The sequence below is a fragment of the Macrococcus bovicus genome (assembly GCF_030376725.1).
Lineage (GTDB): Bacteria > Bacillota > Bacilli > Staphylococcales > Staphylococcaceae > Macrococcus > Macrococcus bovicus.
In genome coordinates this window covers 1,025,393-1,048,166 of the sequence record NZ_CP128470.1, presented here as the reverse complement: position 1 = coordinate 1,048,166, position 22,774 = coordinate 1,025,393, and the positions used below count along the sequence as shown (strand labels likewise).

At 44.3% G+C, this 22,774-nt stretch carries 22 protein-coding genes; 10 read left to right on the top strand and 12 right to left on the bottom strand.

Features of this window, described 5'->3' with window-relative positions; all coding sequences use genetic code 11:
- Positions 1–250 precede the first annotated feature (250 nt).
- The 3 genes from QSV55_RS05680 (at position 251) to QSV55_RS05670 (ending at position 1,984) form a co-directional block, all read left to right on the top strand.
- Positions 251–811: an ABC transporter permease subunit gene (locus QSV55_RS05680; RefSeq protein WP_289649456.1), complete on the top strand. Its 561-nt coding sequence runs from the start codon at positions 251–253 to the stop codon at positions 809–811.
- Positions 811–1,710 carry a hypothetical protein gene (locus tag QSV55_RS05675; protein ID WP_289649455.1) on the top strand — a complete coding sequence of 300 codons (900 nt, stop codon included), beginning with the start codon at positions 811–813 and terminating at the stop codon, positions 1,708–1,710. Before QSV55_RS05680 ends, QSV55_RS05675 begins: the two co-directional genes overlap by 1 nt.
- A 67-nt stretch (positions 1,711–1,777) precedes the next feature.
- Entirely contained in the window at positions 1,778–1,984 is a 207-nt protein-coding gene (locus tag QSV55_RS05670) for a hypothetical protein (RefSeq protein WP_289649454.1), read from the top strand.
- A gap of 352 nt (positions 1,985–2,336) precedes the next feature.
- Here QSV55_RS05670 and QSV55_RS05665 read toward each other — a convergent pair whose 3' ends face one another.
- A complete protein-coding gene (locus QSV55_RS05665; RefSeq protein ID WP_289649453.1) occupies positions 2,337–3,608 on the bottom strand; it encodes an aminoacyltransferase in 1,272 nt (423 codons plus the stop codon).
- A gap of 3 nt (positions 3,609–3,611) precedes the next feature.
- Positions 3,612–4,835 carry an aminoacyltransferase gene (locus tag QSV55_RS05660; RefSeq protein WP_133450594.1) on the bottom strand — a complete coding sequence of 408 codons (1,224 nt, stop codon included), beginning with the start codon at positions 4,833–4,835 and terminating at the stop codon, positions 3,612–3,614.
- A 106-nt stretch (positions 4,836–4,941) separates the two neighbouring features.
- On the opposite strand from QSV55_RS05660, the gene QSV55_RS05655 reads away from it, so the two are divergent.
- Together QSV55_RS05655 and QSV55_RS05650 are read left to right on the top strand one after the other, a co-directional pair.
- A complete protein-coding gene (locus QSV55_RS05655) occupies positions 4,942–5,607 on the top strand; it encodes a sigma-70 RNA polymerase sigma factor region 4 domain-containing protein (protein WP_289649452.1) in 666 nt (221 codons plus the stop codon).
- Positions 5,604–5,969: a hypothetical protein gene (locus tag QSV55_RS05650; RefSeq protein WP_133450592.1), complete on the top strand. Its 366-nt coding sequence runs from the start codon at positions 5,604–5,606 to the stop codon at positions 5,967–5,969. Before QSV55_RS05655 ends, QSV55_RS05650 begins: the two co-directional genes overlap by 4 nt.
- Positions 5,970–6,021: 52 nt before the next feature.
- Here QSV55_RS05650 and QSV55_RS05645 read toward each other — a convergent pair whose 3' ends face one another.
- Together QSV55_RS05645 and QSV55_RS05640 are read right to left on the bottom strand one after the other, a co-directional pair.
- On the bottom strand, positions 6,022–7,065 hold the full coding sequence (locus QSV55_RS05645) for a M42 family metallopeptidase (protein WP_289651030.1): 1,044 nt from the start codon (positions 7,063–7,065) through the stop codon (positions 6,022–6,024).
- A gap of 85 nt (positions 7,066–7,150) precedes the next feature.
- Positions 7,151–7,525, bottom strand: coding sequence for a sporulation protein (locus QSV55_RS05640; protein WP_289651029.1), 375 nt, complete (start codon positions 7,523–7,525; stop codon positions 7,151–7,153).
- A gap of 96 nt (positions 7,526–7,621) precedes the next feature.
- On the opposite strand from QSV55_RS05640, the gene QSV55_RS05635 reads away from it, so the two are divergent.
- Both QSV55_RS05635 and QSV55_RS05630 read left to right on the top strand, forming a co-directional pair.
- Positions 7,622–8,635 carry a cation diffusion facilitator family transporter gene (locus QSV55_RS05635; protein ID WP_289651028.1) on the top strand — a complete coding sequence of 338 codons (1,014 nt, stop codon included), beginning with the start codon at positions 7,622–7,624 and terminating at the stop codon, positions 8,633–8,635.
- Positions 8,635–8,820: a 2-hydroxymuconate tautomerase gene (locus QSV55_RS05630; RefSeq protein WP_289651027.1), complete on the top strand. Its 186-nt coding sequence runs from the start codon at positions 8,635–8,637 to the stop codon at positions 8,818–8,820. The genes QSV55_RS05635 and QSV55_RS05630 overlap by 1 nt, the downstream gene beginning before the upstream one ends.
- Positions 8,821–8,853: 33 nt before the next feature.
- Here QSV55_RS05630 and QSV55_RS05625 read toward each other — a convergent pair whose 3' ends face one another.
- From QSV55_RS05625 to glcT, 4 genes are all read right to left on the bottom strand, one after another.
- Positions 8,854–9,792: an LCP family protein gene (locus QSV55_RS05625; RefSeq protein WP_289651026.1), complete on the bottom strand. Its 939-nt coding sequence runs from the start codon at positions 9,790–9,792 to the stop codon at positions 8,854–8,856.
- Between the two features lie 100 nt (positions 9,793–9,892).
- Complete coding sequence (locus QSV55_RS05620; protein WP_289651025.1) at positions 9,893–11,044, bottom strand: AI-2E family transporter; 1,152 nt, start codon at positions 11,042–11,044, stop codon at positions 9,893–9,895.
- A gap of 116 nt (positions 11,045–11,160) precedes the next feature.
- Complete coding sequence (ptsG, locus tag QSV55_RS05615; RefSeq protein WP_289651024.1) at positions 11,161–13,230, bottom strand: glucose-specific PTS transporter subunit IIBC; 2,070 nt, start codon at positions 13,228–13,230, stop codon at positions 11,161–11,163.
- A gap of 105 nt (positions 13,231–13,335) precedes the next feature.
- A complete protein-coding gene (gene glcT, locus QSV55_RS05610; protein ID WP_289651023.1) occupies positions 13,336–14,181 on the bottom strand; it encodes a glucose PTS transporter transcription antiterminator GlcT in 846 nt (281 codons plus the stop codon).
- A 112-nt stretch (positions 14,182–14,293) separates the two neighbouring features.
- On the opposite strand from glcT, the gene QSV55_RS05605 reads away from it, so the two are divergent.
- The gene (locus QSV55_RS05605; protein WP_289651022.1) at positions 14,294–15,280 is read left to right on the top strand and encodes a DUF1002 domain-containing protein; all 987 of its coding nucleotides are present in this window, start codon (positions 14,294–14,296) and stop codon (positions 15,278–15,280) included.
- 30 nt (positions 15,281–15,310) lie between these two features.
- Here QSV55_RS05605 and alsT read toward each other — a convergent pair whose 3' ends face one another.
- From alsT to parE, 3 genes are all read right to left on the bottom strand, one after another.
- On the bottom strand, positions 15,311–16,753 hold the full coding sequence (alsT, locus tag QSV55_RS05600) for a glutamine transporter AlsT (protein ID WP_289651055.1): 1,443 nt from the start codon (positions 16,751–16,753) through the stop codon (positions 15,311–15,313).
- A gap of 100 nt (positions 16,754–16,853) precedes the next feature.
- A complete protein-coding gene (parC, locus tag QSV55_RS05595; protein WP_289651021.1) occupies positions 16,854–19,244 on the bottom strand; it encodes a DNA topoisomerase IV subunit A in 2,391 nt (796 codons plus the stop codon).
- Positions 19,244–21,253, bottom strand: a complete 2,010-nt coding sequence (parE, locus tag QSV55_RS05590) for a DNA topoisomerase IV subunit B (RefSeq protein ID WP_289651020.1) — start codon at positions 21,251–21,253, stop codon at positions 19,244–19,246. Before parE ends, parC begins: the two co-directional genes overlap by 1 nt.
- A gap of 197 nt (positions 21,254–21,450) precedes the next feature.
- Between parE and plsY the strand changes: the two genes are divergently transcribed.
- Both plsY and QSV55_RS05580 read left to right on the top strand, forming a co-directional pair.
- Positions 21,451–22,032 carry a glycerol-3-phosphate 1-O-acyltransferase PlsY gene (gene plsY, locus QSV55_RS05585; protein ID WP_289651019.1) on the top strand — a complete coding sequence of 194 codons (582 nt, stop codon included), beginning with the start codon at positions 21,451–21,453 and terminating at the stop codon, positions 22,030–22,032.
- A gap of 4 nt (positions 22,033–22,036) precedes the next feature.
- Positions 22,037–22,315, top strand: a complete 279-nt coding sequence (locus QSV55_RS05580; RefSeq protein WP_133450578.1) for a HesB/YadR/YfhF family protein — start codon at positions 22,037–22,039, stop codon at positions 22,313–22,315.
- A 28-nt stretch (positions 22,316–22,343) separates the two neighbouring features.
- On the opposite strand, the gene QSV55_RS05575 is transcribed toward QSV55_RS05580, so the two are convergent.
- Positions 22,344–22,763: an acyl-CoA thioesterase gene (locus QSV55_RS05575; RefSeq protein WP_133450577.1), complete on the bottom strand. Its 420-nt coding sequence runs from the start codon at positions 22,761–22,763 to the stop codon at positions 22,344–22,346.
- Positions 22,764–22,774 lie beyond the last annotated feature (11 nt).

Sequence of the window (22,774 nt, the reverse complement as noted above, 5' to 3'; positions counted from 1 at the left end):
ACTATTTCTTGTCGCATGTCTTCCGTCATTATTTCATTCTCAACATTTCAATTTTAATGATTTCTTGACTGCTATACAGGAGACTATAAGAAATCTGTCACGGCCTCAGCAGATTGTATTCATCAATCAAAAATCTGGTGTTGAACATAGTCTTTTCCCGTTTATTATCGGCCCATGGTTGAATACACTTTCTATTTTGTTTTCTGCTATTATCATTTCCTTTATTCTTTCGCTTTTCTTAGTCTCTTTGATGTATAAATATCAGTACTTCGAGAAAATGATCGTTGTCATGAACCATATGCTCAGTATTATACCTGATGTCTTTTATGTACCGATTTCAATCACGGCTGTGATAGTTATTTATCAGCAGACGGGTACACTGCTATTCGCTGTTGCTTCCAGTCAGAGTTCTAAGGCCTTTATTTTTCCGGTATTGGTATTATTGATTATTCCGTTAGTCAACAGCATCACCTTGCTGAAAAAGCTGTTAGATGAGGAGAGAGTAAGTGCTTATGTAGAGTTAGCCAGATCAAAGGGTTTGAATGAATCTGAAGTATTTTCTCGTCATATCTTGCGCAATCTCATGATCGGCTACCTGATCAATATGAAACAGATTGTCTGGATTACATTGTCCAGTCTGCTGTTCCTGGAAAAAGTGATGAATATAATGGGGGTATCCGTCTTTATATTTGAATACAATTCACCGGTTATACTTTTTATCACCTTTTTACTGCTTTATATTCCAATAGCGCTATTATTCAGGTTGAGTCAATTTGCTGTACATCAAGTAACCGGCAGGGGAATGGTATGATGAAAAAGATCTATATTTATCTGACTCTGCTCATCTTACCAGCTATTGTAGGTATCATATATTTTGATATTTTCAACGGCAAAGTGAAACGAACAGATTTCTTATATGATAGTAGGGGGAGTATTATATCAAGTTCGCCATTCCCTCCGAGTCGGCATGCTGTATTCGGTGTGGATTCAAGTTCAAATCATATGACTTATGAAGTGTTATCGGGTTACAGGCTTACACTTTTAATATTGATCATTATTGCGCTCGTCTCACTGACTCTAGCGATCATAATAGGTACATATCTAGCTTTCAGTAAGAGAAGCGGTACTTTCCTGCAGGCAGTAAGTAATCCCTTCTTCTATATTCCTCAGTCGATATTAGCCTATATTTTTTTACGACCAGTTCTCTATGAACCCTTCAATGGATTTGAAAACTCGGCTGACTATAGAATACTAGTCAATATCATGATCCTTATTTTACTGATGATACCGACAACGGTGGTTCTGATTAAGGAATCCACTGAAATAATCCTCGGGAAAGAGTTTATTGTGAGTGCCTATACCTTTAGCCCTAGTAAAACACATATCTACTTCAAGCATGTATGGCCGAATATGACGACCCAGTATTTTATTACATTTCTCCGTCTATTGTTCCAGACATTAATCATCATCTCACACCTCGCGTTCTTCAAGATTTTCTTCGGTGGGACAGATGTATGTTATGGACCTGCCTGTGAGATTATTGAGAAGCCCGTATTCCCGGAGCTCAGCAGTCTGATGGGCTATCATTTTAATGACTTAACAATCGCATGGTGGACGTTCTATGCGCCTTTAATGGCTATTATCTATATGATGCTGCTTATGCAGATGATGGTCAGAGTACTAGAAAAATCGAAGAAAATACAGAAATAGATGCCTGTCTCTACAAATATGCAGCAAAATTGGAGAGAATATCTAATATACGAGGAAACAGATTTCAATGTTAAATAAATATGAGTATTTAGACGAGGAACAATTCTGGGATATAATGAACGATTGTTTTCCGGAAGAACTGGATATTGATTATGCTGCTGACAAGCTATCAGAGCGATCAGAAGACGAGATTTTCAGATTTCATAATACATCGGCTGAATTAATTAAACGGCTTCAGGACATTAGAATCTATGATGCTGATGGATTATTTTAGATTCCAGTGATGCTGAACTGTACGTAAAATGTTTTATAGTCGCAAACGGTAAGACATTTTATAATGAAATTTTAGCTGATGCTGAGTTCGATGCCACTGATGAAACTGACGAATTTGAGGATTTGCTGGATTTGACTGAAGATGCTCTGAACTTAAAGGACTGAAAGCTGATTATAATCAGCTAAGAGAAATAGATTAGTTTGGCAGATAGGGGCTTGTAAGTTGAACGATTTCTCTCTATACATAACTTCCTATAATATATATTATGTAAACTAGAATATCGAAAAAATAGAGGGGTCTTACTGCCACTTATATTTGATAAAAACCGTCATGATCATCATGACGGTTTTTATCAGTTCTTTTTAATGATATTCTTGATACGTCGTGCGCCGCCGCCAGCTTTCATCACTGTCTGATGTAACATGGCTTTAGGTTTGTTGATTGTCTTATTGAAATCTCCGACAAGTTCCTCAATCTGTGCATTGAAGCCACGTTTAAATCGATAGACACCGTAATCTTCGCCAGATTCCGTGAAATCACCGGATACACCGTAGAAATTGTAACGGCTGAACTGGTGCTCAAAACAATAATTGATCATATACCAGTGCATGGCATATGGGCCCATGAACTGACTGTATTTATGGCTGGATCCTCCTGAGAAATAATTGATTTCATAATTATTCTCAAAGAACATGCCTGCTGCCAGGTTCAGGATCTGGCCATCTGTTTTCTTCAGTTCATTCATATCCAGTAAGTTCTGCTGCAGTCTCTTCAGCTGGTCATCTAAATCAGCCAGTTTCTTCAGCAGCTTGTCTGATTTGTTGTCTGCCAGCAGCAACTGATCATGTTTGGTCTCCAGTTCCAGCTGTTCTGCGTTTAAATCCGCTATATGTTCATCTAAGTCGATATATGCAAGCGGCATGATGGCCTTTGAGCCGTAGTGTTTCTTGAATCGCTTGAAGTAGTCATCATCACGGGCGATAAAGCCTGTCCGTTCCTCGGTTTCTCTGTACAGATCCAGGAAGATATCAATCTCATTTTCTTCCAGCAGACGGATTTTGACACCGTATTTCTGTGCCTTTTTGATATTGCGCTTACGCTGGCTGTCAAACTGCTTCATGATGGATGCCGGTGTTTCCCCTTCCAGGTACAGTACACTCATCCAGCGCACTTGTGTGTGACTGTATCCTCTGGTGAAGCCGCCATGCGTATAACCTAATGACTCAAGAAGTTTGATCAGCTCATCGTTGCCCGCTGTCTTCGGATTGACGTCTTTGTCATAGGTGCGATATAGCCAGTACGGATCGAGCTTGACGTACAGACACTGATGCTGTTTCAGATATGTATCCAGCGACTGGAAGTAAAAACGAATCAGCTCTGTATTTGATGTATCGAGTACAGGTCCGCGGTTTGAATAGTACATATAGCTGCCGAATGTCGGTATTTTAGAGAACAGACTGGCCGCCATCACTCTGCCGTTCTCTTTGACGCCGAGGAGGACAACCGGACTCTTCTCTTCTTCCCTGTTCGCGATATTTTCAGCCATCTGGAAATAGTGGCTCATATAGGGTGTCTCAGCCATAAATGTCTTGAATTCTTTTGTAGTCAGTTCTGTGAACTCCATCACTTACCCCCTGATCTTCTTCATCGCCTGATAAGCCTGATAGACCGGCTTATTGATCGGCAGCACAAAGTCACCGATATATTCCATGACGTCTGCATTGAAACCTTTCTTGAACTTGATGACCCCCGCATCTTCTGCCTCTTCACTGAAGTCACCGCTGATGCCGTAGAAGTTATAGCGGTTGATGCCATGATCAAGCGCATAGTTGATCATCTTCCACTGTATAGCGTAGGAACCTGCGAAGTGTCTGAACTCATTCGCTGTCCCGCCTGCCAGGTATACGACTTCATATGGATTGATCAGGTAGAACGCGGCTGCTACAGGCAGTTCATCTCCGTGTTCAGCCTGCAGTTCTTTCGCTTCTGTCAGACGGTCTTCAATCGCTGCCAGCTGTTTCTCGAGATCTGCTTTTTTCTTGTCGTTCTTCTGAGTGTTCTCCGTCTGCAGGCTCCGTTTTACACCTTGCTTCTCCTCTTCTAGCTGAGGGATATATTCTGTAAAGTCTATATAGGCAAGTGGCATGAGCGCTCTGTCACCGAAATGACGAAGACGCAGCTTATAGAAGTTGTCATCACGGTCCTGGAACTCTTTCTTGGAGCTTGTATCTGCCATGAACTGTCTGAAGATAGGCATCTCATCCTCAGTCAGATAGCGGACTTTGATACCATTTTTGATGACTTTCTTGATATTCCGTTTACGCAGGCTGTCCATATCTTTCAAGACGGACTTGGCATCCTTGCCTTCAAGGTCCAGAACTGAGTGCCAGCGTATCTGGAAGTTGGTCTTCATACCCGTTGTATAGCCCTGATGGACATAACCGAGTGCTGCCATCTCTTCAATGACTGAAGCGGTCGGATATTTTTCGAGCACGTTGCCGTCGTGATCCCGCTTCTGATAAGCAACATACGGATCCACACGTACATAGAGCGCTTTATGCTGTCTTAAATATTTCTTTAATTCTGTAAAGAAGAAGTGCAGCAGTTCTTTGTTGTTATAGTCCATCACTGGTCCACGGTTCGTGTAGAAATATTTAAAGACTTTCATGACGGGAATGGCCGTCAGAAGACAGGCTGCAATCACGTTTCCGTTCTCCTCTACCCCTACCAGGTGGACTTCAGCACCTTCTGCCTGTTTGACGTCATAGTTGACTGTCATCTGTGTGAAATGACTGCCTGTCTGATCACAGAATGTGCCGAATTGCTCTTTTGTCAGTGTAATAAACTTCATAGTTAACTCCTTCTTTTTCAGTAGATTAGTGATTATTTTATGCTATAATTCGCTTATATAAAAGAATTATTGAAAATTCGTTTATATAAACGAACGGAGGGATAAAATGATCGGGTTATTCATTATGGACGTATCAGGAAGTACAGCCCATGGGAATACAGGTGAAATCAGTCAGAAACTCCGCCAGCTGGAGGGCGCAATCAACAGCTGGACACAGCCGCTGAATAGACGCTACGTCAATTTCAGAATGGGAGACGAACTGTTCTTTGTCTGCGATTCACCGGGTGATATGCTGATGCTAGCTTATTATATCAAATTATCATGGCCATTAAAAAGTCAGACCCTTAAATTCGGGCTGTCGATTGGTGAAAGTGAACTGCCGGAAGCCGATTTTGAGCACTGGAATGCCCCTATCATCAAGGAAGCACGTCAGGCGCTGGAAAGCATCAAGACGAATGACCAGGTTGACCTCAGTCTCTCGGCAGAGAATGCATCGATGATCAATCATGTGCTCTTCTACTATATGACAGATATCCTGCGCCAGCATACAGATATCCAGCGGGAAATACTGCTGATGAGCCTCTCGATACCTGTGCAGCGGGAACTAGCACTGGAGATGGATAAGAGCTTCTCTACAGTCTCCACCCATCTCAAAAAAGCACGCAGTAAGCAGCTTGACTTAATCGAGCAGGAACTGATCCATTACAGCTCAGGTATCAATGAAGCGATGAGAGCCGATATCAGACAGACACTGAAGGACCTCTACCGATGATGATGAATCTGACCCTCTACTTCCTGTGTATCGTACTTTATATCTTCAGCGGCCCTTTCATCCGGTCATTTCTGGCGTCCATGAGTTCAACTAAACTCCCGCAGACCGATAATGTCGGGCTTGTCATCGGCTACCTGGAAAGGTTTCTGATTATTATCTTTATCGTACTAAAGGAATATACCGCAATTGGTCTTGTTATCGCAAGTAAATCCATCCTGCGGTTCAATGATGTGAAGCAGGACCCGGTTGATCATCAGCCTGATAAGATTGATAAACAGTCGGAGTATATCTTGCTTGGTACCATGCTTTCAATGACAGTCGGCATCTTGATCGGCCTGCTCGCTTCAATTGACTTCAGATAAAACAGAAAGTCCCGCTGAATGAGTTGCGGGACTTATCCTGTATTAGAACTGTTTATGCCAGTGGACTCTGAACATAGGCGAGAAGAAGTGATTCAGTCGCCTGTATGGAGCGCTCATGTGTACGTTCCATCGCATGGGAAGACTCAATGCCGGCACCGAACAGCGCATGCTTGATATCATGACCTGCAGAGATGGCCGCACTGGCATCAGATCCGTAGTAAGGATAGATATCAATCTTATAGTTTATACCATTTTCCCGGCACAGTTCAACGAGATGCTGGCGGAGATGATAATGATACGGACCTGAGCTGTCTTTTGCACAGATAGAGACCGTATATTCATCTGACAGCTGACCGTCACCCAGTGCCCCCATATCTACCGCAAGATATTCTACGACTTCTGACGGGATATTGGAGTTACCACCGTAGCCGATCTCTTCATTGTTGGAGAAGAAGAAATGGGTGGTATGCGGCAACTGAATCTCATTGTCCTTCAGATGTACAAGTAACTCCAGCATAATCGCGGCACTGACTTTATCATCAAGGTGACGTGATTTCACGAAGCCGCTCTCTGTATGCTGGAAGCGGGGTTCAAAGCAGATGAAATCGCCGACGTTGATTCCGAGGGCATATGTTTCTTCTGCAGATGCCGTGACTTCATCGATACGGACCTCCATATGATCGTCATCGCGTTTGATGTCGTCATTGCCGCGGTAGACATGGACGCTGGTTTCATGAAGGCAGATAGTACCTGTAAAGACTTTACCGGCACTATGAATCTGACAGTATTCACCTTCTGTCGCATGCCAGCTGAAGCCCCCTATCTTCGTCATCTTCAGTCGTCCGCTTGGCAGAATATCCTTGACCATAGCGCCGAGCGTATCGACGTGCGCTGTGATGAAGCGGTGACGAGTATCATCAGCCCCCTTTACTGTGACACTGAGTCCCCCTTTATTGGTAAGAGTGCTGTCAATACCATGTGCCTGCAGGTAGTCCTGGCAGTACTGGATGGCAGCGTAGGCATAGCCGGACGGACCTGGAATATTCACTAGTGTCTCGACCTGCTTGATGGTTGCTTTTACATCTGGATAAGTCATTCTGTCCCCTTCTTTCTTGAATATTACATCTATTCAATCTTATACGATATCCGAAATGTTGACAATATGAGGTCATAGGGTCTCGCTAACTGAAGAAGATCTCGTCTTCGTCGTATGCATCGACTGAATTAGCGATATAGACATGTGTCATAATGAAGAACTGATTACGAACAGACTTAATAGTGTGCAAAGCCTCTAACTGGAAGCGGATTGTTTCGTCAGATTGCGGGATCAGATGAACGCGGCTGATGATGGAATCGAAGTGCTGAATATCACTGGTTTCATCCGGATTCTCCTGCCGTTCCACCAGCTGTACTTCAATATAATCGATATGAGCGGCCTGTCCGCTCAATTCCACTATCCCTTCAATCGTGTCACCTAGCTGATAATGTGCTTGATTGATACGGGTATCAACAGTGAGATCCTCAAATCCGATAGAAGATAATAAATTTCTAAACATCTGGCCCTCCTAAGAATAATTTTGTCTTTTGATTTAGGACTATCATCGCATATAATAGGGAAGAGAACAAACATATTAAAAAAAGGAGATTATAATATGACAGGTTTGTTTAAATTACTCAAAAAAGGAAGCAAATCTTCCTTGATGGCAGCCATTGTTAACTTTATTCTCGGTGCACTTAAATTCGGTGCCTACCTGATTACAGGAAACGTAGCAATGTTCGCCGAGATGATGCATTCTCTGGGTGATGCAGCCAATCAGCTGTTCGTCTGGGTCGGCTCTGCGGTATCTAAAAAAGACCCCAATGAGAAGTTTCCTTTCGGATATGGCCGTCTTGTTAATATTGTTTGTTTATTCGCGGTTATCATTGTAGCCATTCTTGCTTATGAAACGGTTCTTGAAGGGATTCATCATATCCAGCACCCTTCCCATGAAGCGCAGCCTTTTAATCATTTTCTGATCAATGCAGGCGTCCTGTTGATCGGTATTGTGCTTGAAGGTTCTGTTCTAGGAAAAGCCGGTAAAGAAGTACTGGAGGAAGCCCACTTACCTACAACAGGTCTTCATCCTTATACAACCAGCTACCTGAATCTGAACAAAGCTAAACCGGCTACTAAACTGGTATTCATGGAAGATACAGTGGCCACTTTAGGTGGTATCTTAGCATTGATTGCCATCATCATTGCGCGGCTGACTGGCTTTGGTCAAATTGAAGGAATCGTATCTGTGATCATCGGTCTGATGATGTTCTTCGTTGTAGCACGTGTATTCCTTGAGAATGCGGCAGGCGCAATCGGTGTCTCTGATCAGGAGATGGAAGTACAGGCTTCTCGTATCATTCTCGAAAACGAGCATATCACGGACATTAAACGTCTGACAGTGCTGAAAGAAGGAGAAGACCTTCACTTAGAAGCATTGCTCGAAACACCGCGCGTGGATATGAATTTAAGACAACTGTCAGAAATCAAGAAACAGATTGCCCAGCGTCTCCTGGAGCAGCCACATGTTGTCGATGTTAACTTAGAGTTTATGGAAGCGGATGATATACGTGACTGGAAAGATGGTCACGGTTCATCAACATACAGAATGTATACCAAGGAGGATAAATAATGCCATTCGTCACAATTGAACTGATTGAAGGTCGCACGGAAGAACAGCTCAAAGCGATGGTTGCTGAGGTCACTGAAGTGGTCAGCAGAACAACTCAGGCGCCTAAAGAGAACATCCATGTATTCGTAGAAGAATTGAAGAAAGATCGCTACGCTGTTAACGGCAAACTTAAATCAGAAGAATAAAAAATAGACGTACTCGCGAAGAGTACGTCTATTTTATTCTGCTAAAAATTGCTTGATTGCCTGTTTGTTCGCTTCTTTATCGATATCCAGCACATTCCCTACTCCGTAGACGTCCTTGAAATTAAACGTGCCTTTAACAGGAATGACAAGCGTCTGAATATCCTTATTACCTCTGATCGCGAAAGAGGCGCCTGTCTTGAAGATATCACTGTTTGTCATATTGGTGTCGACATATCCTCTGGCAATCCCTGCAAGCTTAGGAACTTTAGGTAACGTTGACAGGGAGACAAACTCATTTTCGAGTGCCTTAATGACCTGCTGCTGTCTTCTGACACGTCCGAAGTCAGATTCTTCATCATTTCTGAAACGCGCATAACCCAGAAGCTCTTTACCATTCAGGTTATGCTGCCCTTTTTTCAGAGAAACGCCGATTTTTTCAGACATATCTTTTTCGACATTGATCGGAATTCCTTGAGGAGACAACTCATCCACCATCTGTTCAAAGCCTTTGAAGTCAATGATCGCATAATATTCAAGGTCAATATCCAGGTTCTTCTTCAGCGTCTGGCGCAGAAGTTCAGGTCCACCGAGCGTATATGCCGTATTGATCTTATAGTTCTGATAGCCTGGAATCTCTGCATAGATATCACGCATCACAGACATCAGTTTCATTTCTTTGCTTAAATAATCATATTGCGCAACCATAATGGAGTCCGTACGTGCAGAACCATCGACAACCCGGTCCTGACCTAGGATCAGAATGTTGACTTTGGCATCCTTATTAATAGGTCCATTAAACTCATATTTCTTCTCCTGCTTGCCGTGATCTCTCGCAAACTGTATGCCGCTATTATAGCTTGATTTCACCCAGAGTCCAAGCAGTGCAATTAGCGCTATAAGAGCCAGAATAATAAACGGCAGTTTGCGCAGTCTGGTTTTTTTCTTGCGTTTGTAAACATTTTTGTTACTCATGTCATCCCTCTTCCAATCTTCCGAAACTATAATTAACTTATCCAATAAACATCTAAAATGCAAGGGATTTTAGAAAAGATACATCTCAAGCCTGATAACTTTATAGATGTGTTTCATATGAACCAGAGTCCTCGGAGAAATAGCGGTTATAACGTTTCTTGAACTTCTCAAACAGATGAGAGACCAACACGCGGATAATGGCGTAGGTCGGAATCGCTAAGATAACGCCTAGTACACCTGCTAAATTACCTGCACAGAGAAGGACAAAGATAATGGTCAGAGGATGAATCTGCATCGTCTTACCCATAATATTAGGTGAAATAAAATGGCCCTCCAGGAACTGCACAGCGACCCAGACGATAGCGAGCTTTAATAAGGTGAATGGTGAGTCAACCAGTGCGATGACAATAGCGGGACTGATGGCAATGGTCGGACCTAGATACGGCACGACACTTGTGACAGCAGCTATAGAAGCGAGCACCAGCGCATATTCCAGACCGATAATATTGTAGCCGATATAAAGCAGTACACCGATACATAATGATACAATGAGCTGTCCCTGGATATAGGACCCCACCTGTAGATCCATTTTAAGCAGGATATCATGGACATCCTGTCGGTATTTGGGAGGCGTCAGTCTCAGCACATAATTCAGGAACTTATCGCCATCCTTCAACAAGAAGAAAAGAACAAATGGGAAAGTCCCTATCACGATGATGACACTCATCAAAGCATCGATAATAGAACGGACCTTAAAGGGCAGCTTATCCATATAGACATTCGCTTTGTCCTGCAGCGAAACAAGCTGCTGATTGAGCCAGTGCTGCATATCAGCCGTATAAGGCTCGATAAACGAGTTCTTAGTCAATTTATTAAAAACATCCCCTAGATGGTCGACATAGGCTGGAAAATGATTAATAAACAGAACAAGCTGCTCCTGGATTAAAGGCACAAGCAAAGTAACGATACCTACAAGTACACCGAGAATAATCAGTATAAGCAGGATAATGCCCCACAACCTTTTGATACGGTAGCGCTCCAGAAAATTGACAACCGGATTGAGCAGATAGAAAAAGATAAAAGCGACAATAATCGGACCGATAATAGTTTTAATAATGGTAATAACAGGCGTAAAAACAAAGGACACCTGCCGGGTAATAAAGATCAGAATACCAATCAAAATAGCCATAATCAGCGTATAAATAAGAGTTGTCCCACCTAAGAAGGAAATAAACCGATTATTTTTGAACATTTGCATCACTCTCCTTAATAAAATTAACTAATAATATAATTTTATTAGTTTACATAATAAAGTTATATTATTAAAAAACGATAAATTAAAAGCCCTGGTTTCCCAGAGCCTTCATTTTACTTGATTTCCATTAATTTGTCGCCATGATTAATGCGACCGTAGTGAACATCTATCATCTGCTTATTGCCGAGATTTGTGAAGACAAGCGGTGTGATATCGCTTTTAGCATGTTCTCTGATAAAGTTAAGATCAGCTTTCAGTAACGGCTGTCCAATCACAATCGTATCACCTGGTTTAACCAGCACTTCAAATCCTTCACCTTTCAGACCGACTGTTTCAAGTCCAAAGTGAATCAGCATCTCAGTGCCAGCTTCAGATTCAAGACCGAGAGCATGTTTAGTCGGGAAGTCCATTTTCACCGTGCCATCGAATGGAGCGTAAACAACGCCTTCTGCAGGGATAACTGCGACCCCCTCACCCATCATTTTACCGGCAAATACTTCATCAGGCACTTTAGTAATATCTACCACTTCACCTGAAATCGGTGCAAACACTTCTGTCAGATCTTGATTTCCTGATGTCTCAATTACAACCTCATCAGGTGCATCTGCTGTTGCAGTCTGTTCAGGACGCGTAATCTCGCCTGACATGATACGAGCCATATCATGCTTGATCTGGTCTGATTTAGGCCCGAATATCGCCTGCATGTTATTACCTACTTCAAGCACACCCGCTGCGCCTAAAGCTTTCAATTCATTCGTATCAACTTTAGATTTATCTTTAACTTCTACGCGTAAACGTGTGATACAAGCATCCAGGTGCTTAATATTGTCTTTGCCACCCATCGCATCTAAAACGTTGAATGGTAATTCACTTGCTGTTGAAACTTTAGCAGTAGTTTCCTCTACTTCACGACCTGGCGTTTTTAAGTTGAACTTTTTAATCGCAAACGTAAACAGGAAGTAGTAGATCACTGCATAGACAAGACCTACCGGAATGACCATCAATGCATTCGTACGATCCCAGTTCAGTAAACCGAATAATGTATAATCGATGAAACCGCCGGAGAACGTCATACCAATTTTAACATGCAGTAAATGCATGACCAGGAATGATGTACCCGCTAATAATACGTGGATCACATAGAGAATCGGTGCAACGAATAAGAATGAGAATTCAAGTGGTTCTGTAATACCCGTCAGGAATGACGTCAACGCAGCAGAAAGCATCAAGCCCCCTACTACTTTTTTACGCTCAGGACGTGCCTGACGGTAGATAGCAAATGCCGCTGCAGGCAGACCGAACATCATAAACGGATATTTACCTGTTGTGAACATACCTGCTGTAAACGGCACGCCGTCTTTCATCTGTGCCATCCAGATTTTCTGGTCCCCACGAACCAGGTTACCGGCTGCATCTGTATAACTACCAAACTCGAACCAGAATGGTGCATAGAAAATGTGGTGCAGACCGAACGGAATTAATGCACGTTCAATGATACCGAAAATAAATGTCGTTAATACTAAGTTCTTATCGAGTAGGAACTGAGATAAACCATTCAGACCATGCTGAATGAATGGCCATACTAACGCAAGGACGATACCTGTCAGAATTGCCATAACAGACGTGATGATAGGTACAAAACGTTTTCCTGCGAAGAAACCGAGGAATGCTGGCATCTGTATATTATAGAACTTATTGTAACACCATGCAGCAATGGCACCCATGATGATACCGCCGAATACACCCGTCTGCAGTGTCGGAATACCGAGCACTAATGCATAGGCCGGATCTTTTGCTGATTGACCCAGTGTTTTAGCCCCGTCCGCATATGAATAGATATCATCAATTGTAATGCCAAGATATTTACCCATTGTCGCATTCATAATTAAGAAGCCGACAAGTGCAGCCAGCGCAGCTACGCCGTCCCCACCTGCTAAACCAAGCGCCGTACCAATCGCAAATAATAAAGGCAGATTGTCAAAGATAACCTGACCGGCAGATTCCATAATACCTGATAACATGACGAAGAAATCAGCTTTCAGCCAAGGTGCGAACTGTACAAGCTGGTCATTGTGCATCGCATTACCAAAGGCCAGTAAGATACCTGCAGCCGGCAGGATCGCTACTGGCAGCATGAGCGCTTTACCGATTCGCTGCAGCTGACCGAACAACATTTTAAACATAGAAATACCCTCCTTTTATTGTTAAGACATTTTCAATGACGCAAAAAGGCATGAGTCTAGACTGGTCCCTATGTACCAGCCTTAGACTCATGCCTGCATAACCAGTTACACGTCTGTAGCTTCAGTATTGAACTGCTGTATATGCATTGTCAGATAAACCAGCTCCGATTCATAGACCGGTTTATTCAGCAATGTCTGCATCATTTTGACTATCTTAATAGCCACATTATAGCAGACAGGATACTGAATTTTCAATAGGTTTTCGAGATTTCTTTGTTCAGGCGCAGAATCATTGGCGATAACGCGTTGCACTGCAAAGCTGATATGTCTCACAAAGCGTGAATAGATGATTGAATTCTTATCCACCTGAATCTTCAGATCATGCTCAATAATCCTGACTGACCGCGTAATGACCTCAGCCATCAGGTTCATATCCCGGATACTCTGACGGCTGATTGAGGAATGGATATGTAGCGCAATAAAGCCGACCTCCGATTCCGGCAGCTTTACTTTCAGTCGTTCATTCAGCATACTGACGGCAATATAAGCGGCATTATACTCTCTTGGATAAAGGGCTTCTGTCTCATTGATGAATGGATTGGAAATAAAAATCTGGTCCTCTAAACGTTTGATGGCGAAGATAATATGATCAGTCAGTGAAAGAAGCAGGCTATCACTGACGTCTTCTTCAATCAGATCTTTTATCTGGTCGACCACTTCTATGACGACTTTCATCACATCGTCATCGCCGATATCCATCAATGTCCGGTAACGCTGTTTATCCTGGAAGGTTTTCAGTTCATATATCTTTTCGATTTGATCGGTATCAATGACTTCTCCCGCCTTTTTGCCGAAACCGATACCCTTACCGATTAAAATCACTTCATCGCCGTAGTATGTGGCCACTAAAACATTGTTGTTAAGCGTCTTGTCTATAATGTAGTTGCCCATCTGTCACCTCGTACTTAAGTCTCATGGCAGAACGATTCTCGCATGCTATAATATTCGTAAGCTTATACATAGTATAGCGAATATCACTACAATTAAAAAGGAGATGACCCACTTGAAAAAGAAAATAAAATTATTTGCTGCTTTCCTGTCATTCATCATGATACTGACCTTCTCCAAACCTTCCTATGCTGTTACAGAGGAAGCCTGGCAGGAGGCTGTCACTGTATACGGCGCTGCCCTTCAGTCCAATGACAATCTGAGAAATACCACTCACGACCTGCTCGGCACGCAGGACAATGATAAAATCACTTATGTCACAGCAGCGGACCTCGGTAAATATTTAAACCTGCAGTCTTCTGATAATGTGCTTAAATCAAGTATCCGTATCACGAAGCTTGCCAAAGGTGCGGGCCTGACATTGACCATTGACCAATCCAAAGGGAAAATCACTAAAATCACTGAAGACACATATAAGAATGCGCTCTTGACTGCCGGTGTCACTGATGCTGACGTCAAGATTGCTGCTGCCGAAGACGTAACAGGTGAAAGTGCATTAGCGGGCGTCTATAAAGCCTTTGAAGCGCAAGGTGAGCCGATTGACCAGACACAGACAAAAGCTGCACAGGACGAGCTCGATTCAATCACCAGCATCACGGAAGAAAATCAGAATAAAGACGGCTTCTCACAAGAGCAGCTGAATAAAGCAATTGCTGAAGCAAAGGCAGAAATCGCTAAACAAGGCGGCAACTTATCTGTGACTGAAATTAAAAATGTCGTGACTGAAAAAATTAATAACAACGGATTAAACAACGTCTTAAATGACAACCAGATCAATATTATCGTCAACTTCATCAATAACGCTCAGCAGCAAGGCGTCTTTACAGGTGAAAATGCCGATAAAATCATCAATAGTGCAACAGACTATGTCAATGACATCAAGAACTCCGATACTTTCAAAAATGCTGCAGAAAAAGCAAAAGAAGCCGGCAAAGATTTAAAGGATTCATTAGAAGAACAAGGCGTCTGGGATAAAATCGTCGAAGCAATCAAATCCTTCTTCACCGCTATTGGCAATTTCTTCAAGTCATTATTAGGATAGAAAAAAGACTATGCAGCTGCATAGTCTTTTCTATTTGTCTTCATGATGGTAAGGATTGTCGCCCCATGTCTCAACTGCTGATAAATCAGCCTTAACGTTCTTCGTTCTGAAGACCGGATTAAGGCCTTTCTTACGCTGTTCTGCATAGTCACCCGCAACTTCAAATACGACATGTGCGAGCCCGATGATCGCTGTTATGTTCAGGATAGCCATCAGACCCATGAACAAATCGGCTGTTGCCCAGACTGTCTCAACCTTGACAACTGCACCGAAGAATACCATGAATACCACGAGCAGACGGAAAATGAACATCACCGTCTTATTGGTCGTTAAATACTCAATGTTTGACTGCCCGTAATAGTAGTTACCGATAACAGACGAATAGGCGAACAAGAAGACAGCGACTGTCAGGAACATCCCACCGAACGCGCCGACATGGCTATTAAGTGCGGCCTGTGTCACCGCGACACCTTGAGGCGCTTTCTCTCCGAATTCTAGTCCCGAATAGAGCAGAATCATGATCGCTGTCGCTGTACATACGACCATCGTATCAAAGAATACGCCAAGAGACTGGATCAGCCCTTGTTTAACCGGGTGTGATACCGCAGCAGTAGCGGCCGCATTAGGGGCTGACCCCATCCCCGCTTCATTAGAGAAAAGACCCCGTTTGATTCCCTGCATGATAGTGAAACCGAGCGCCCCACTGAAGGCCTGTTCCATGCCGAATGCACCCTTCACGATAGAAGTCAGCATCGGGATGATCATATTCGCATGCGTGAGCAGAATGAACAGCACCAGTAAAATATAAAAAATGGCCATGACAGGTACAATGGCAGAGGATATCCTAGCGATAGAACGCACGCCGCCGAAGATAACAATTGCTGTAATAACAGCAAGAATCAGACCGGTGATCCAAGGTGCTATTTTGTACTGCGTATTAAAGCTTTCAGCAATAGTATTCGACTGCACTGTGTTGAAGACAAAAGCAAATGTCACAGTGATGAGAATAGCAAACGTCACACCTAACCACTTCTGCCCGAGCCCTCTTTCCATGTAATAGGCAGGGCCGCCGCGGAATCCGCCTTCTTTGTCCGGTACTTTATAGACCTGTGCCAAAGTAGCCTCGAAGAATGCTGATGCTGCACCAAAAAACGCAATCACCCACATCCAGAAGACAGCACCGGGACCACCGAGCACAATCGCTGTTGCCACCCCGGCAATATTACCTGTGCCGACACGACTCGCCGCACTGATGGCAAATGCCTGGAATGAGGAAATCCCTTTCTGTCCATCATCAAGTGTCTCAGGTTTCTCCCCGATCACACGGAACATCTCACGCAGCCATCTCAGCTGGACAAAACGTGAGCTTAAACTGAAGAACAGTCCGGCCAGCAGTAACAGTCCGATCAGGAACTGCGTCCAGATTAAATCATTACCAGTCGATACAATGGTCTTGAACCAATCTGGTATCATAGCATCAAAATTTACTTTATTAAAATCCAACGAAAAATCCTCCTGCGAAAAATATACGTACATCATGTATATTATCACAAAAGGATTGGTCAAAGATATATTATTCCGTAATAAACATGTCCAGGACTTTGCCGAAGTCGCTTTCATCGACGACAAAGCTGCCGTTGGTATAGCGTTCTGTCAGACGGATGGATTTCACTGGCTGACTGACCGTCTGACCGGTGTCTGATAACAGATGGAAGTGCGCTTCAGGCTGGACTATCGCCGCTGCGACAATACGGTGCGGATTGGTTTTAAGTTCCTTGAGTAAGAGAAGCCCTCTGTTTGCTCTCTTAGCGACTTCGAAGTCCATCTTCATCCGCTTCACGGCCCCGCGCTGCGTCGCAATCAGCAGATCGCCGTCCGCCAGCATCATGGTCGCCGTCACTTCATCATCCTTCAGATTAATCGATTTAACCCCCGCTGCCTTCAAGCCCTGCTCACTGACCTCAGCTAACGCATAGTTCAGTGCATAGCCATTCTGTGTCACAACTACGACCGTGCCATCATCAACCACATCGCTGTAGATGACTTCATCATCTGCCTTCAGCTTTATACCGACAATCGGACGGGTAAACCGTGATGTCTGATAATCTTTAAGCGGCGTCTTCTTAATCATACCGTGACGGGTCGCCGTCACCACGAAGCGCTCATCGTATGATTCCACTGCCACCAGGTTAAGGACGCGGTCCTGCTCTTTAAGCGGCACGATCTGCGAGATATGAGTCCCCAGGTCTTTCCACTTCACATCAGGCAGATTAACGACCGGAACGTAAAGGTAGTGACCCTGTGAGGTAAAGATGAGAAGCGTATGCTGCAGGTTGGTCTGCGTATGAATATGAAGTGCGTCGCCCTCTTTAACACCCACCTCACTCAGATCACTCGCACCGTAACTTCTCAGTGAAGTCCGCTTGATATAACCGTCGCGGGTGATGCTGACCATTACCTCTTCATTCGGTACCGTGATGTCCTTGGAGATTTTCAGCTCGGCTACTTTCTCCTCAATCTGGCTGAGACGAGGCTCACCGTATTCCTTCTGCACCTGTTTCAGTTCTTTTCTGATGACCTGCTTCAGCTTTTTAGGATTTGCGAGAATCTCTGCAAGCTCCTTGATCTGTGCTTTCAGCTGGTCATGCTCCTTCTCAAGCGCCACGATATCCGTATTGGTCAGGCGGTACAGCTGAAGGCTGACAATGGCTTCTGCCTGTTCCATCGTGAAGTCAAATGAGTCGACGAGATTCTGCTTTGCATCCTGTTTATGGGCAGACTTTCTGATGACCGCAATGACATCGTCCAGAATAGAAACAGTCTTGATCAACCCTTCAACGATATGCATGCGGCGCTGTGCCTGCTGAAGCTGATAGTCACTGCGTCTCGTCACCACTTCATACTGATGTCGAATATAGCTGTTCAGCATCTCACGTACACCGAGCTGTTTAGGCCGGCGGTCACTGATAGCGACCATATTGAAATTATAGTTGATCTGCAGTTCTGTGTTCTTATACAGGTAATTCAGAATACCTTCTGCGTTGGCCTCTTTTTTAAGCTCGATAGCAATTCTCAGTCCTTCACGGTCTGTCTCATCCCGGACTTCCAGTATACCGTCAACCTTCTTATCTGCACGGAGTTCATCGATCCGTTTGACCAGCACACCTTTATTGACTTCATAAGGAATCTCAGAGACGATGATCTGACTGCGACCGCCGCGCAGTGCTTCAATCGCCACCTTGCCCCGGACAACGATTTTCCCTTTACCTGTCTCATAGGCCTGTCTGATTCCCGCTTTCCCTTGGATGATGCCCCCGGTCGCGAAATCAGGACCCGGCATGACCGCCATGATACGGTCCAAATCTACGTTTTCGTTATCCATCACTAAAAGTGTGGCATCTATCACTTCTTTCAGGTTATGGGTCGGGATATCTGTCGCGTAGCCCGCTGAAATACCCGTTGAGCCATTGACCAGAAGGTTCGGATATTTAGCCGGGAGAACGACAGGTTCCATTGCTGTATCATCAAAGTTCTGGACATAGTCCACGGTCTGATACTGAATATCCTTCAGCAGAAGATCGGCTAACTTTGATAACTTGGCTTCTGTATAACGCATCGCTGCCGGTGGATCATTATCGATACTCCCGTTATTGCCGTGCATCTCAACCAGCACGTGGCGGAGCTTCCAGTCCTGACTCATACGGACCATTGCGTCATAGACTGATGTATCACCATGCGGATGGTAGTTACCGATCACATTACCGACAGTCTTCGCACTTTTTCTGAAGTTCTTATCAAATGTATTGCCTTCCTGATGCATCGCAAACAGGATACGACGCTGCACCGGCTTCAGACCGTCGCGCACATCCGGTATCGCCCGGTCCTGAATAATATATTTACTGTAGCGTGCAAAGCGGTCGCCAATGACATCTTCAAGCGGCAGTATCTGTATCTGTTCAGCCATTAAGCTTCATCTCCTAACTCGACATCTTCTATCACATGGATATCCTCTTCTTCTTTCATCAGCTGCACTTCATCATTCTCCAGGATGCCGACATCTTCCTGCATACCGAATTCAACGTGGCGTTCAATCCAGTCCCGGCGCGGTTCAACCTTATCACCCATCAGGGTCGTCAGTCGTTTCGCGCTTCTCACCTCATCATTGATCTGCACACGGATCAGCGTCCGTGTCTCCGGATTCATGGTGGTCTCCCATAGTTGGTCAGGGTTCATTTCTCCTAGACCTTTGTACCGCTGCAGTGTAAAGCCTTTCCCGACTTTCTTCTGGACTGCCATGAGCTCATCATCTGTCCAGGCATACTCAATGACTTCTTTCTTTCCTTTTCCCTTAGAGACCTTATATAAAGGCGGCAGCGCGATGTAGACTCGTCCTGCTTCCAGCATCGGTCGCATATAGTTGAAGAAGAACGTCAGCAGCAGCACCTGGATATGGGCTCCGTCCGTATCAGCATCCGTCATAATAATGACTTTATTGTAGTTGCTGTCTTTCAAGTTGAAATCATTACCTACGCCGGCGCCGATGGTATGGATGATCGTATTGATTTCTTCGTTCTTGAAAATATCTTCAAGCTTCGCTTTCTCCGTATTGATGACTTTCCCTCTTAAGGGCAGTATCGCCTGAAACTTACGGTCACGACCTTGTTTAGCTGAACCGCCGGCAGAATCACCCTCCACAAGATAGAGTTCATTTTTCTCTGTATTCTTGCTCTGAGCAGGCGTGAGCTTACCTGACAAGAGTGTCTCCTTGCGCTTCTTCTTGCCATTACGGGCCTCTTCACGCGCCTTACGAGCAGCTTCACGTGCCTGTGATGCTTTGACGGCTTTTTTGACAAGACTCTGCGATAATTTCCCGTTTTCCTCCAGGAAGTAAGGCAGCTGATCAGCAATCACATTGTCCACCGCGCTCCGTGCTTCACTGGTACCGAGCTTCGATTTCGTCTGTCCTTCAAACTGCAGGAGCTCTTCAGGAATCTTGACCGATATGACGGCAGTCATGCCTTCACGGATATCATTGCCGTCGAGATTCTTATCCTTCTGCTTCAGTTCCCCGATCTTACGGGCATATTCGTTGAATACACGGGTAAACGCGGTCTTCATGCCGACTTCATGTGTCCCGCCGTCCTTTGTACGGACATTGTTGACAAAGGACAGAATGGTCTCACTGTACTGGTCGTTATACTGAAAAGCAGCCTCTACTTCAATACCAGCTGACTCACCCTTGAACATGACGACATCGTGCAGCGTCTCCTTCCCCTCGTTGACGAAGGCGACAAATGCTTTCAGGCCCTCCTCAAAATGAAAGACATCCTGCTTCTCCTCGCCTCGTTTATCCGTCAACGTGATCTTCAGGTTCTGTAAGAGGAATGCCGATTCTCTGAGCCGTTCAGCCAGTGTGTCATAATTAAAATGGACGGTCTGCTTGAAAATCTTAGGATCCGGCATGAAGGTGACGGTCGTGCCCGTGCGTCTCGTCGTCCCCACTTCCTCGAGTGTCGTCACCGGCCGGCCGCCCTCTTCAAAACGCTGTTCATGAATCTTACCGTTGTTGTAGATCGTGACTTTCAGCCATGAACTCAGCGCATTGACGACTGAGGCACCGACACCGTGCAAACCGCCGCTCGTCTTATAGCCGCCCTGGCCGAACTTACCGCCTGCATGCAGGACAGTGAAAATGACCTCCGGCGTCGGTTTACCTGTCTTATGCAGACCGGTCGGCATACCGCGTCCATTATCTGCGACCGTGACGCTGCCGTCTTTATTCAGCGTGACATCTATCGCTGAACCATGGCCGTTCAGTGCTTCATCTATAGAGTTATCTAATATTTCATAGACGAGATGATGTAATCCCCGGCTGTCAGTCGAACCGATATACATACCCGGTCGTTTTCTTACAGCCTCAAGGCCTTCAAGCACCTGAATGGATTCATCATTATATTGAGTGTTTTGTACCAAATCGGACCCTCCCGCAAACATATGTTCGTTATTTTTTCATACAATCATTATTCTTCTACATTTTAATTAAAAAATCAAGTTTTATATTAGTTTACATAATAAAGTTATATTAGTTAAATAAAATTGATGGTAGCTACTTATCGATAATCAAGCGATATGGTAAACTATTAGTACCTGCTATCAAAAGGAGTGCTTGAATGACTATTATATGGATGTGTTTGATTGCTTATCTCGTCGGCAGCCTATCGCCCGGCCTACTGATCGGTAAAATATTTTTTCATAAAGATATCAGAAACTTCGGCAGCGGCAATCTGGGCGCCACCAATACATTCCGCGTACTCGGTCGCAATGCCGGTATCGTGGTGACACTGCTTGATATGGCAAAAGGCATTTTCGGTGCCCTGCTGCCCGTCCTGTTCCATAGTGAAGTGCACGGCATCATTGTCGGTCTCTTCGCGGTTTTAGGACATGTATTCTCCATCTTCCTGAAATTCAAAGGCGGCAAGGCTGTCGCGACATCAGCGGGCGTCGTTCTCGCAGTGAACCCTGTGCTGTTCATATTGACGGCTGTCGCTTTTTTCAGTGTCCTCTATGCATTTAAGTATGTCTCACTGGCAAGTATACTTGCCAGCATCATTAATTTTATTGCCGCCGTTCCTTTCGGCGACTGGATCATTACCGGTATCTCCTTTGTTATCATGGTGATTGTTATTGTTAGACATAAAGCCAACATCGGTCGTATAATGAATCACGAAGAGCCAAAAATTAAATGGATGTGATAAAATGAAAATCATTTTAGACGAAAACGCACAAACCTGGTTCAAAGAGGAACTTAATCTGTCAGATGACATGGCGGTCAAGTTCTATCCGAGATACGGGGGGGAATTCCAGCTGAAGCAAGGCTTTGGCATCGGCTTCACTGTTGAGCCATTACCCGCTGACAGTTATAACGAAACGATTAACGGCATCACGTACTTCGTTGATGCTAAAGATATCTGGTATTTTGAAGATGATACACTGCATGTGACCGTGCAGAACGACGAAGTCATATATACAAAGTAATACCACGTCCTCTGGACGTGGTATTTTTTTATCGCTCGGAAAGCTCTATGTATTTGTCATGCCACTCCGGAAAATAGCGGTCAAGTCTGACAGGTCTGTCTGATCCTCTTTTCAGAAGGACATGCGTCGAGGTACCATCTGCGACCACCACTCCCGCCGCGTTAACGATTTCATAGCCGTAAATCGTTCTGAGCTTGCTGTAGGACTCAATCCAGCTTTTGACAATGACCTTCTCCGGATAGGTCACAGACTGTTTGTAGTTTAAGTTGATATTGATGACCGGTGAAATGATTCCTGCCGCTTCCATATCCGCATAATGAAACCCTGCCTTTTCTATAAAATCCGTCCGCGCGACTTCACACCATATCAGATAATTGGCATGATAGACCACACCCATCTTGTCTGTTTCAGCATATCTGACTGTTATTTCTGTCTCTGTCATAAACATATTCTCACTCC